The organism is Trichormus sp. NMC-1 (genome assembly GCF_001858025.1).
GTDB lineage: Bacteria > Cyanobacteriota > Cyanobacteriia > Cyanobacteriales > Nostocaceae > Anabaena.
In genome coordinates this window covers 97,879-110,666 of record NZ_LZQD01000007.1, presented here as the reverse complement: position 1 = coordinate 110,666, position 12,788 = coordinate 97,879, and the positions used below count along the sequence as shown (strand labels likewise).

10 protein-coding genes are annotated in these 12,788 nt (G+C 37.6%); 8 read left to right on the top strand and 2 right to left on the bottom strand.

The window, feature by feature from the left end; translation table 11 throughout:
* The first annotated feature begins 423 nt into the window (after positions 1 to 423).
* The 8 genes from A9Y75_RS20175 (at position 424) to A9Y75_RS20140 (ending at position 10,895) form a co-directional block, all read left to right on the top strand.
* On the top strand, positions 424 to 1,239 hold the full coding sequence (locus A9Y75_RS20175; RefSeq protein WP_071191326.1) for a hypothetical protein: 816 nt from the start codon (positions 424 to 426) through the stop codon (positions 1,237 to 1,239).
* Between the two features lie 46 nt (positions 1,240 to 1,285).
* Positions 1,286 to 3,775 (top strand): ATP-dependent DNA helicase RecG, encoded by a 2,490-nt coding sequence (recG, locus tag A9Y75_RS20170; protein WP_071191325.1) that lies wholly within the window; start codon positions 1,286 to 1,288, stop codon positions 3,773 to 3,775.
* A 43-nt stretch (positions 3,776 to 3,818) separates the two neighbouring features.
* Positions 3,819 to 4,289 carry a hypothetical protein gene (locus A9Y75_RS20165; protein WP_071191324.1) on the top strand — a complete coding sequence of 157 codons (471 nt, stop codon included), beginning with the start codon at positions 3,819 to 3,821 and terminating at the stop codon, positions 4,287 to 4,289.
* On the top strand, positions 4,286 to 7,063 hold the full coding sequence (locus A9Y75_RS20160) for a hypothetical protein (protein ID WP_071191323.1): 2,778 nt from the start codon (positions 4,286 to 4,288) through the stop codon (positions 7,061 to 7,063). The genes A9Y75_RS20165 and A9Y75_RS20160 overlap by 4 nt, the downstream gene beginning before the upstream one ends.
* A gap of 62 nt (positions 7,064 to 7,125) precedes the next feature.
* Positions 7,126 to 7,737, top strand: coding sequence for a Uma2 family endonuclease (locus tag A9Y75_RS20155; RefSeq protein ID WP_071191322.1), 612 nt, complete (start codon positions 7,126 to 7,128; stop codon positions 7,735 to 7,737).
* Between the two features lie 213 nt (positions 7,738 to 7,950).
* Positions 7,951 to 9,345, top strand: a complete 1,395-nt coding sequence (locus A9Y75_RS20150) for an AAA family ATPase (protein WP_071191321.1) — start codon at positions 7,951 to 7,953, stop codon at positions 9,343 to 9,345.
* The gene (locus A9Y75_RS20145; RefSeq protein ID WP_071191320.1) at positions 9,345 to 9,908 is read left to right on the top strand and encodes a hypothetical protein; all 564 of its coding nucleotides are present in this window, start codon (positions 9,345 to 9,347) and stop codon (positions 9,906 to 9,908) included. Before A9Y75_RS20150 ends, A9Y75_RS20145 begins: the two co-directional genes overlap by 1 nt.
* Positions 9,909 to 10,040: 132 nt before the next feature.
* Entirely contained in the window at positions 10,041 to 10,895 is an 855-nt protein-coding gene (locus A9Y75_RS20140; RefSeq protein ID WP_071191319.1) for an Rpn family recombination-promoting nuclease/putative transposase, read from the top strand.
* 87 nt (positions 10,896 to 10,982) lie between these two features.
* Here the strand turns inward: A9Y75_RS20140 and A9Y75_RS20135 are convergent, their stop codons facing one another.
* Both A9Y75_RS20135 and A9Y75_RS20130 read right to left on the bottom strand, forming a co-directional pair.
* Positions 10,983 to 12,035: a hypothetical protein gene (locus tag A9Y75_RS20135; protein WP_071191463.1), complete on the bottom strand. Its 1,053-nt coding sequence runs from the start codon at positions 12,033 to 12,035 to the stop codon at positions 10,983 to 10,985.
* Positions 12,036 to 12,177: 142 nt separating this feature from the next.
* Positions 12,178 to 12,582, bottom strand: a complete 405-nt coding sequence (locus A9Y75_RS20130; RefSeq protein ID WP_071191318.1) for a hypothetical protein — start codon at positions 12,580 to 12,582, stop codon at positions 12,178 to 12,180.
* Positions 12,583 to 12,788 lie beyond the last annotated feature (206 nt).

The following is a 12,788-nucleotide window of genomic DNA, read 5'->3' as shown; positions in this document are numbered from 1 at the left end:
AGTAGTCAGTTGTTAAGAACATATAATTAACTAGTGGCTATTGACTATAGACTTGTGACTAATCAATACTTAAATCACTACACAGTAGACAGTCCTGATGCTTTATGGTATGGTTTTTGCCCAGCAATGAAACTGATAACTGTTGGCTGTTAGCCGTTAAAATACAGGTCTAGCAAGCTTTGCTGACCTGTATTTTATTGGCAGGAGAGCTTTTTTGATCAGCAATTAGCCGGACTTGATATAATTTATAATTTTTAATTATCTATAGCAGTTGCCAGGTAGCTGAGGACAATCTTAAATTCTGGAATCTTTGTCAGACAAGAGTTTGAAAAAGCTGACTGCTGACTGCTATAAATAATCATTTGCCCCAAATGTTGTACATTTGCACCAAAATAAGGTGCAGATGGAAAATAACGAGAAGATATGGCCAGAGCAATTGAGCGAATAGAGCGGGATATTGCAATGCAGAAAGAAGCGATTAGTGCGATCGCTAGAGAACTTCACAGTGCTTATGTCAGTTATTTAACTATTTTAGGAGCAGCCTTACAGAAACAGTTGATTTTGGCAACCTACCACCTCTGTACTCAGGGATATGCAGAAAACTTTCTGAGGTTTTCACTGAATCAGCGGCAGCAATTGCAACAAGGCATCCGCAAACTAGGTCAAAAAGCTGCTGAACAGTTGCTCAATTATCTTCACGGTGAAGAAGTTGAGGAAGTTGAGGAAGTTGAGGAAGTTAACGAGAGTGATAACAATCCAAAATCCAAAACCCAAAAGCCCAAATACTTAGATCCATCTAACCCGATAGAATTGGCAGAATGGCAGCAAGATTTAGAGGAAGCGATTGTGGAAACACTAAAAAAAGTTTCCCATGATGCTAATTTTTTGCTCCAAAAAGCTGGGATTTTACCCAAAAAATTACCAGAACCAATTTTAGCAGCGGCGGCGGCATCTGAAGCGTCTGCGGAGGTTATGCCAGGTCCACCAAATTTATTGAACATAGTAATTGAAATTAGCAATGATCAAGAATCAGAAGATTCTAGCCTGACGCAGATCATAACTATTAACTTGCGACTAGGAGAAATTGAATTTGCTGATACCACACTTTTGTCAGGGCGCAAGCAAATTCGGAATATTTTACTACAGCTTAATAAACTGGGAAGAGACTATCAAAAAAAGCAGCGAGAACTCAAAGTTGCAGAAGCTGAAGCTGCATGGCGTGCTAGTTGGTTTGAATAGAGTAATGACCAATGACCAATGACCAATGACCAATGACTAATGACCAATGACTAATGACACTCCCGATTGGATAAGATTGCATAAAGCCTTGGCGGTAGAGGCTGAACATGGCTTTGCGGATTTGCTGGGTAAGCAATACCGCTTCAGTGAATTTCTGAGTTTGACTTTTGGGAAATTCCCCCAAGCTTTGCCCCCCAAAGAACGCTTTCGCTGGCACGAAATAGCGATGCAATTTGCCAGCTATCCAAATTTGGGAGTAGAAGCAAGACAACACTTAATTGCCGAAGTCCGAAGATATCTCTACCAACTACAGCAAGAACTGGAGGAGGGGGAGCAGGGAAGCAGGGGAGCAGAGGAGCAGGGGAGAATATATCCAAGTAAAACCATAAATCTCACAACTCCAATTGTGGCCGAAGTTAGTCGGCGACTAGCTCCAAAAATTGAGCAAAAACTCAGTGAGTTGCCAGAAATAGGCATCAAAAATGCTGGAAATTTAGGGCGGTTGGATTTACATACTGTGCGTGATTTACTGTTTTACTATCCCCGTGACCATATTGATTATGCGCGTCAGGTAAATATTCAAGAGTTGCAGGGGGGTGAAACAGTAACGATAATAGCCACGGTGAAGCGTTGTAATTTTTTTACTAGCCCTAAAAATAAGAAATTATCAATTTTAGAATTAATCCTTAAAGATAATACAGGTCAAATTAAAGTTAGTCGATTTTATGCGGGGGCGCGTTTTAGCAGTCGTGGTTGGCAAGAAGGTTTAAAACGCCGCTATCCGGTGGGTAGTGTAATTGCGGCTTGTGGGTTGGTAAAGGGAGGTAAATATGGGTTAACGCTGGATAACCCTGAATTAGAAGTTTTGGCAAATCCAGGGGATACCATTGATTCCCTGACGATTGGGCGGGTAGTGCCGATTTATGCTTTGACTGAGGGAGTGGTGGCGAATACGGTACGTCAAGCGGTAATTACGGCTTTACCTGCTGCCGTTAATTTGAAAGACCCCTTACCTAAAGGTTTGCGGGAAAAGTATGGTTTGATGGAATTGAAGGATGCGATCGCTAATATTCATTTCCCTGAAGATAGCGATGCTTTAAAAACTGCCCGTCGGCGTTTGGTATTTGATGAATTTTTCTATCTACAATTAGGCTTATTGCAACGTCAGAAAAAAGCCAAAGAAATTCAAACTAGCGCCATTCTTGCCCCCAAAGGACAACTATTAGAAAATTTCCACAAAATACTACCTTTTCAACTTACCGGCGCACAGCAAAGAGTTATCAACGATATTCTCAACGACTTGCAAAAATCTACACCCATGAATCGGTTAGTACAAGGTGATGTAGGTTCAGGTAAAACCGTTGTTGCTGTTGTGGCTATTTTGGCAGCAATTCAATCAGGTTATCAAGCAGCGTTGATGGCTCCGACGGAAGTATTAGCAGAACAACATTATCGCAAATTAGTTAGTTGGTTTAATTTACTACATTTGCCCGTTGAATTATTAACAGGTTCGACAAAAATAGCCAAAAGGCGAGAAATTCACTCTCAATTAGAAACAGGTGAATTACCTTTGTTAGTGGGAACTCATGCCTTAATTCAAGATAAAGTCAATTTTCAAAGTTTAGGTTTAGTTGTCATTGATGAACAGCATCGTTTTGGGGTTGAACAAAGGGCAAAGTTACAACAAAAAGGCGAACAACCTCATGTTTTAACCATGACAGCAACTCCCATTCCTCGAACTTTAGCTTTAACAGTTCATGGTGATTTAGATGTTAGTCAAATTGATGAATTACCACCAGGAAGACAACAAATTCAAACTACTTTGTTAACTGGTCAACAAAGACCTCAAGCTTATGATTTAATGCGTCGAGAAGTTGCTCAAGGTAGACAAATATATGTAGTTTTACCGTTGGTGGAAGAATCAGAAAAATTAGATTTGCGTTCTGCGGTGGATGAACATCAAAAGTTACAAGAAAGTATTTTTCCTGACTTTCAAGTTGGGTTATTACATGGTCGCATGACTTCCGCAGAGAAAGATGAAGCTATTACGAAATTCCGCGATAATGAAACGCAGATTTTAGTTTCTACTACTGTGGTGGAAGTGGGTGTAGACGTGCCAAATGCAACAGTGATGCTCATTGAACACGCGGAAAGATTTGGTTTATCACAGTTGCATCAATTACGGGGACGTGTTGGCCGAGGTGCAGCGCAATCTTATTGTTTATTAATGAGTAGTTCCAGAAGTGCAGATGCTCAACAACGGTTAAAGGTGTTGGAACAGTCTCAAGATGGGTTTTTTATCTCGGAAATGGATATGCGTTTTCGGGGGCCTGGGGAAGTGATGGGAACTCGTCAATCAGGTGTAGCAGATTTTACTTTAGCTAGTTTAGTGGAAGATGAGGATGTTTTGCTGTTAGCGCGACAAGCAGCAGAGAAAGTGATTGATATGGATGTAGATTTAGAGCGTTGGCCGTTGATGCAGGATGAGTTGCAGTATAGGTATGCGCGGTTAATGGGTGGAGCAATTTTGACGTAAAATAACTGAGTAAATATTAGTTACAGGGAATAAAAATAACTTAATGGCAATACCTTTCACTGTTAAAGAAATGAAGAAAGCTTGGAATGGTAATCTATCAGCTTATCAAAAAATACCCCGTACTAATGCCCATCGTTTACTATTATTTTATGCCGTTGAATGTGGTTTGAAAGCAGTATTGATGCAAAGACAGAAAACAAATCGTACTGATTTATGTACAGATATTAGCGAATGCAAGCATAATATTAACAAATTATTAAGTAAATTAGGTGCAGGAGGTTCCCGAAGTTTACCCTACGAAATATTTATAGAGGAAATATTGGATACAAGGAAAAATGAAGAAGAGAGGAAATTAAACCCTGGTCAAATTAATGAACTGTGGCGTTATGGAGGAAAAGTTATTGCTATAGTTAATAGAGATGGTAATGGCAAAGTAGAAGCGAATGATGAAGATATAGAAAATAAACTGCTAGAAATATCAAAATGGATTGCAAAGGAACTTGAAAGATTATGAATACAGCAAAAAAATTCCTAACGTGGCTTGATATTAGAAGAACTATTCGTGCAAAAACTAATTATGGTACTAATCTACCAGATGGTGTAGTGAAGATTTATTGTTATTCAGATGCTTTAGAGATATATCTTCCTACAGACGAAAATATTGATAATGCTAAAATAGCTTTAAAGAATTGGTTTAAAGACTGGTATCAAGAAGAAGAATCTGTGATTTTTCTAGATATTAGTGATGCAACATTACCTGTAGAATTTATCATTGGTGAAGAACCTTATATAACTGATGTTGAAATTCGTCCTTTTTGGGAAGAAATTGCGTATTTAAAAAGTGAATCAGAAACAGAAAATGCCATTCAGCAGGTTGTTAAACTGCCAGAAATTTCCTCTAATAACTGTAATTTGATAGCTTTCTATTCTTTTAAAGGTGGTGTGGGGAGAACTTTAAATTTAGCAGCACATCTTTTCGCCTTACTAGATAGAGCTAAGGAGTTAAATAATCCGATCAAAATCCTTGTGATAGATGCAGATTTAGAAGCACCAGGTCTTACATACTGGAATGCTTTAGAAAAACAACAAGCATCTGTTTCTTTTATTGATTTTTTAGAAGTTTATCACTATTCTCCAATTGAAAGAGAAGAAACACTTTCATTATTTGCTCGTGAAGTTCAAAAATCAGCTAAAAATGAAGGTAAATCAACAATATATTTCCTACCAGCATTTCTGAAAGATGAAGAGTTATTAGATACTCCTATTTTACCTGAACATTTGGTGAGAGGTATTGATGGAGTTTGGGAATATGGGAATGCTCTGTATAGTTTAGGTGCAGTTTTGGAAGTAGATTATATTTTTATTGATTTGAGAGCAGGTTTAAGTGAAATCTCAAGTCCCATAATTTTTGATCCTCGAATACAGCGTTTTTTGGTGACAACAATTAATGATCAATCTATTCAAGGTACAAGTCTGGTTTTAAAACAAATTGGTAAAGTTGCACCATTGGAAACACAACTTAAAGATAAGACATACCATGATCCAAGTATTATCATTAGTATGTTAAAAGAAGAATTTAAAGAATTACCAAATTTTAACAATGCTGTAACAGAATTAGTTTCTGCTTATGGGCAAGATCAAGATAATAAATTATTAAATGAGACAAGAATAGAAATTAAAGAAACCTATTTTGCCGAGGAATTATTCTATATTAATAATTGGGAAGATGCACGATCAAAATTAGCTGGAACTTCGGTAATAAGAAATGCTCTAGATTGGGCAAATCAGCAATTAGTCAAAGGTGAGGAGGAAGCAACGTTTACAGAAAATATAGAGGAAATAAAATTACCTAAGCAACAAGAAGTAACCAGACTGAGAGATTTATGTCAAAAATATGAATATGCTGAATCAGGAGAAGGGGAAGATTTACTAATTACAGAACCTTTGCAAAATTTAGCAACTAATTTTCAAGATGAATTACCTCATGTAATATCAATTGGAGCTAAAGGGGCGGGAAAAACTTTTAATTATATTCAACTTTCACGGTTTAAATATTGGGAAGATTTTATCAATACAATTAATAAAATTTCTCATGACAAAAATAATGAAACTGTTAGTCAAATACATATTTTTCCTTTTTTGGAATCCCGTACACTCCAAAAAAATGCTAATACTGTAATCAGTGAAGCCAGAAATGAGGTAAGAATAGCATTAGATAATCATGTTCCTGAATTTAAACATTCCGAATATGTAGATAGGATAAAGAATACACTAGATTCTGAAGATTGGAATGAACCAAGATGGACTCAATTCTGGGTTGGTGAAATTGCTAGATCAATTGGTATGAGTGAAAATATAGATAGTCCTCTTACTTTGAGTAATATAAATCAATATTTAAGAAATAAAGAATTAAAAATTATCTTTTTGTTTGATGGATTAGAAGATATTTTCCCTGATATTGCTGCTAATGAAAAACAGCGTACAGCTTTAAAGGCGTTGATTGATGATTTACCCAAGAAATTATCAGAAATTAGGCAATCTCATCTGGGTATAATCATTTTCTTACGTCGTGATTTTCTCAGATATACAATTACTCAAAATTTAGGACAATTTGAAAATCTGTACCGTTCCTATGATTTATCTTGGAATCAGGAGTCTTTCTTGAGGTTAGTTTATTGGATTTGTAGTGAATCTAATGTTATTGGGGCAAAAAAAGGAAGTATTTATAGTTTAACTAAAGAGAATCTGATTACTGAATTAGAAAATTTATGGGGTAAAAGACTAGGGTCTAAAGAAGCATATACCGCTTCTTGGGTATTTGCAGCTTTAACAGATTTCAAGGGTAGACTTCAGGCTAGAGATATTGTCCGCTTTTTGTATCATGCAGCTAAGATTACATTAGATAATGCTGATGTACAATTTGAAAAGTGGTATACAAACCGACTATTACCTCCCAAAGCTATTCGCCGCGCTTTAAAACCATGTAGTGACGAAAAAGTGAGAGAAGCTAGAGAAGAATATCCGGCTTTTAAAACATGGGTAGATGAACAACTTCCTTTTGCTTCTGAAAGAAAAATACCTTTTGCTGTAGAAGACTTCAATATGGATCAGCAAACTGTAAGAATGTTAGAAGAAATGGGGGTAATTTATGAAGATAAAGAACAAGAGAAAATAGCGCGATTTTATATACCGGAAATTTTCCGAGAAGGTTTAGGTTTTTCTGGTCAGGGTGCAAGACCTCGAATAGTAGCATTAAAGCGTAGGGTATTAGGGAAAGGCATTTTGTAATATTTGTTTTTTCCATTTAAGTCATAATTATTTCAGGTCTAATCATTCTAGGAGGTGTGATTGTGGTTATTTCTCAAACCAACCCGCCAAACCTTACAACAGAGGTGACAAAAACTGACTTCACTCCAGATGAGTATCGAGTGATGGAGGAAAGCGCAGAAGAACGTCATGAATATTGTAATGGAGAAATTATTGTTATGCCTGGAGGTTCAGAAGTTCATAGCCGTATTACCGTAAATATTACTACTTTGCTCAATTTAGCTCTCAGAGATACTGACTTTCAAACTTATAATGGAGACTTAAGAATCTGGATTCCTGATTTTAATCATGGAACTTATGCAGATGTTCTGGTGATTAATGGTGAACCGGAATTTAACGGCAATCGTACTGATGAAATTCTCAATCCTTTACTGATTATTGAAGTTCTTTCTCCTTCTACGGAAGGTTATGATAGGGGGGAGAAATTTAGAAAATATCGCTCTCTTTCTAGCTTTTGTGAATATGTGCTTGTCAGTCAAACTGAACCTTATATTGAGGATTATTATAAACAGGAAGAGCAAAATAATAATCTTTGGCAATTGCAAGTTTATGATCAGATTGAAAAGTCAGTTCGTCTGCATAGTTTAAATGTAGAAATTTCCATGACAGAAATTTATCGGCGGGTGAAATTTTAAGAGCGTAAAAATCAGATTATTAAGATGTTACAGCACTTTGCTCAACTATTTGGTACAAAACGGAATCCTATAACCCTTGCTTCATAAACCTTTTGGATATTTAGGTGTGGTAATTTAAAAAGAAAAGTGCTGTAACTATAATAAATACTGTATATCAGGGAATCAAATGCTAAAAATTACATTTTGTAACGTAGATAAATTACTTATAAGCCAATGAAAATTAAAGTCAAAAATCTTGGTGCTTTAAAACAAGCCGAATTCACACTTGGCGACCTAACGATCATTTGTGGATACAACAATACTGGAAAAACTTATGCAACTTACGCGCTGTTCGGCTTTTTATATACTTGGCGCAAGATGTTTTCTATTAAAATCAACGACGACAAGATTGAGCAACTGCTTGCTGACGGTGTAATTTGTCTTGATATACAAGAATATGTTAATCAGGTTGAGCAGATTGTGACTCAAGGTTGTCAGGCATATACCCAGGAATTACCAAAGATTTTTGCAGCATCGGCTGAACGATTTAAGGAATCAGAATTTCAAGTAATCCTGGACACGAAAAATATACGTTTAGCAAGGAGATTTGATTCGGAAATTGGCTCTGGCGAAGTATCACTTTTTTCGATTACTAAAAGTGAAGAAAGCGCAGAATTAGTTGTCACTTTGCTGGTTGAAAAAGATAAGATAAAAATCCCCACTAAAATCATCGAGCGTATCATTGCCGACGCTCTCAAAGATATCATTTTCGATCCGCTTTTCCCTCACCCTTTCATCGCCAGTAGTGAGCGAACCGGTGCGGCCATTTTTCGCAAAGATTTGAATTTTGATCGCAATCGCTTGTTTGAAGAAATAGGTCAGGCTGGACAAAATATTGATCGAATGGAACTTCTACTTAAAGATTATGGAGATTATGCCCTGCCAATAAAAACAAATGTAGATTTTATCCGGCAACTTGAAAGCATTGTCAAAAAAAGTAGTTTCATTGCTGAGAACCACCCTGATGTACTGGCAGATTTCGCTGACATTATAGGTGGTGAGTACACCGTAACTCGTAACGATGAGCTTTATTATCAGCCGAAGGGTACACGGGTTAAGCTTTCTATGGATGAAAGTTCTAGCGCCGTGCGTTCTTTACTAGATATCGGCTTTTACCTAAGACACGAAGCCCAGCCTGGTGATTTGCTGATGGTAGATGAACCTGAACTGAACCTACACCCCGAAAATCAGCGTCGAGTTGCGCGACTTTTTGCTCGACTGGTTAACTTGGGTATTAAGGTTTTTATCACTACCCACAGTGATTACATTATTAAAGAACTGAATACGCTGATCATGCTAAATCATGATAAACCTCATCTCAAGCGAATTGCGGAACAAGAAGGATATCGACAAGAAGAACTAATTTTTTCTGAAAAAATCAAAGTCTACATTGCAGAAGAAGCATATACAACAGGAACAACAGTAGGGGGAAAGACAAAAAGAACTAAAGGACAAACTCTGATACCAGCCGACATTAGCCCAGAATTGGGTATTGAAGCCCGCAGTTTTGATACAACTATTGAAACAATGAATCGGATTCAGGAAGCAATTGTTTGGGGTGAGGATTAATGTCTGATATTGCTATCCTCAAAAAAATGATTAAGGAAGATGCTACAGTTCCATTAGAAAAGAAAAATGGCAAAAATATAGTTACGCTTATAGAGCCTGATCTCCCCGACTGTTTCGTAACAATTCATGAAATGCCCCATAATAATGATGTCATTATTATCAAGGCAGATAAGTTTAAGTCACCAGATACAGTGTTTATTGGCTCAAAAGGTGAGTGTAAGCGTGCCGATTTTGTCATCGTCGCCGATACTGATACGCAACAGGTCATTCTCTGCATTGAGATGAAGGCGAAGACAACGACAACCACAGAGAAGAAAATTATTGAGCAACTTAAGGGTGCAAAGTGTTTTGCCGCCTATTGTCAGAAAATTGGCAAAGAGTTTTGGGAGCAACCGACATTCCTTGACAGTTATGTTTATCGCTTCGTCACTATCAGAAATATCAACATTCATAAGAGACCAACGCGTGAGGAAAAAACGGTTACTCATGACAGTCCCGAAAGGATGCTAAAAATTAGCTCTCCTAAGGGTCTTCAATTTAATCGTTTGATTGGAGGTAAATAGAAAAGATCGCTGCATAAAGACTTTTCCAATTTACTTTACACAAGTTATGAGAAAATAATATACAGAAAATCCAATTTTCAAGGGATGTGTGATTAAATATATCAACGAATTTTAAAATAAACAAAATCCTTTATGCGACGAGACTCAATCTTTTACAAACTATTCCAACAATATCCATCCCTGCTATTTGAACTATTGACGAATCCTCCCACCAATGCGGATACTTACAGATTTGATTCCGTAGCAGTCAAAGAACCTAAATTTGAAATTGACGGCGTATTTTTACCACCAGAAACAGAAGGTGCAGGAATTGTATATTTTTGTGAGGTACAATTCCAAAAAGATGAAATACTTTATGAAAGAGTATTTGCTGAATCTTCACTATATTTCTACCGAAACCGTGCCAGATTTAGCGATTGGCAAGCAGTGATAATTTATCCATCTCGCAATACAGAACAAAGTGATATTTATCCTCATCGGGGATTGCTTAATAGTGACCAAGTACATCGAATATATTTAGATGAATTGGGAAATATTCGGCAATTACCTGTATGGGTAGCATTGATGGTACTAACTACCTTAGAAGAAAGTCAAGCACCAGAAGAAGCAAGGTATTTGTTAACAAGAACCAGTGAAGAAATACCATCGCCATCAAGTCGCGCCATAATAGAGATGATCACGACGATAATGGTGTACAAGTTTGAACAACTCAGCCGCAGGGAGGTAGAATCTATGCTAGGAATTACACTCAAAGAAACGCGAGTTTACCGGGAAATCAAAGAAGAAGGACGGGAAGAAGGAGTAGAAGAAGCAACAGTTAATCTGGTTATCCGACTATTGACTAAGCGGTTTGGAGAACTATCGGTCGAAATACGCGCTTCAATTTCTGCTTTACCATTACCTGTGCTAGAAAATTTGAGCGAAGCACTGTTAGACTTCACCTGTTTGGCTGATTTACAGGGTTGGTTAGCAGCGGTTAAAGATTAAAGATACTGTATTTGGATCACTGAAAAAAATTAAAAAAGGGTTTTGTCCACAGACATCACCCCTAATTACAACTGCAAAAATTCCCAATTAACTAAACTCGATAGTATCCACAAACACTAAAATATGCTGCTTGATGTCCTCAGCTTCCTCCTCAACAGAACCGGGAGTGTCGCCATTAAAAAAGCTGCGCTGGCTGCTAACTATATACAAAAATTCCCCATTGACAAAGGCTAAAAGCCCTCGATAAGCATCTAATCTGATGGCATTTCCGTTATTTTCTTGTTTAGAAATCGTTGAACCTTTAGGCATATCGACTAAGGTATAGTAAGACCCCCCCGCAATATCTTGCAAATATTCGGTATACTTGACCTCAGCACCTGGGACATTGGCAAAAATCGCCTGGGGTAAATACTTATCTACAAGAATTGAGTGCAAATATTTTTCCTGTCCTTTAGACTCGATTTCCTCTACATATTCTGAAGGAAGAGGATAATAATCAACTCTCAGCAAAGTTCCGACATCATCAGAAAAGCCAACTATTCCTTCTTGACTTTGAATTTTTCCCCCTTGCTCTGGATTAACCGGTATGGGAACGATAAAATTACCCAAGGGTGACTCATATACCTGTTGACCCAGGTCATCAACTATGATTGTTTGATATTCGTCTTCTCCGTATTCTTCGTCTTCTTCGGCTTCTTGGATAGCGGCTATCACCTCTTTGGTAATTTCCTCCGCTTCTTCATCTTCCATCTCTAAAGCTATCTGTAGTTTTTTCAGGTAAGACTGTTTTTGTGTGGGGATACTCAGATCCTCATCTAACAGCATAATTACCCCAGCCGCAAAGCCATCCAGTACTACATCATCTGCCAGACTAGCGTTAGCGGTATTAAACAGAGGTCCGAGTCCTTCTTGTCCTGCGATCGCTATTAGTCTATCAACTAACTCTGTCATATCCTCTTCTGAGTATTCGTCGAAAACCTCGAATTCCCAGAGAATATCGGCTAAACTGTCTGCATCTATGTCTTCTATGGAAGAATCAACTATGGCAGTAATAACTGCGATCGCTGCTACTGCTTCTTCTGGACTTAGTGATTCTTCCGTGGTTTCTTTTGAGTTAAATACCTGATCATACTTTGTCATAATTTCTATCTCCATCAAGGGCTTTTTAGTAATAACCGATAACGCACAAGTAACAATTGTTAGTTTAGCAACCCACGGGACATTCTCCAGATCAGGTTGACTAAATTTTTTTGTAAACCAAATCAGGTATGTATCTATTTCATTACTTATTTGGTTGAGCAATACGTGCTTCAATATCTTCCAATGTGCGTAACAATAGACGAGTTGCTTGCAATTGCCAACCCCATTTCTGAATTCTAAAAGCTACCACCGTTCCCAATACCGCTGCTAATAAGCCTATCGGTTGATTGAGAGAAATCCCAAATAACAAACCCAATCCAGCAATTCCCCAAAACGGTAAAGCTGCTGCTTGTCTTTGTTCCTCCACTATTTCTGCAATTTTACTAGATTGCATGGTAGCCAATAATTCAGCCCTAATTTGCCGCTGTTCTGCTAATGAGACTGACAAACCGATCTTCCGGCGGAGTTTTTCCATCTTCCGGGCATCGGTGCTGTACTCAGTTAGCTCATCTTCCGCCATTTTTTGCAATCGTTCTATTTGTGACATGGTGTATGGGATTCACGATTCTCTGTACAGCTATTATCCCGAATAATTGTTAATTTTTCTTAAAGAAGCCAGAAGTTAAACAGTTTTAAATTGCTGAACACAAGCTACTTGTTGACATACAGCAGGTTGCGTAGTTAGGAGGTACAAAATCTAAATTGAAACCTATACACAAAGCCAGTTTTACTCCTGACTCCTGTACGGGCGTA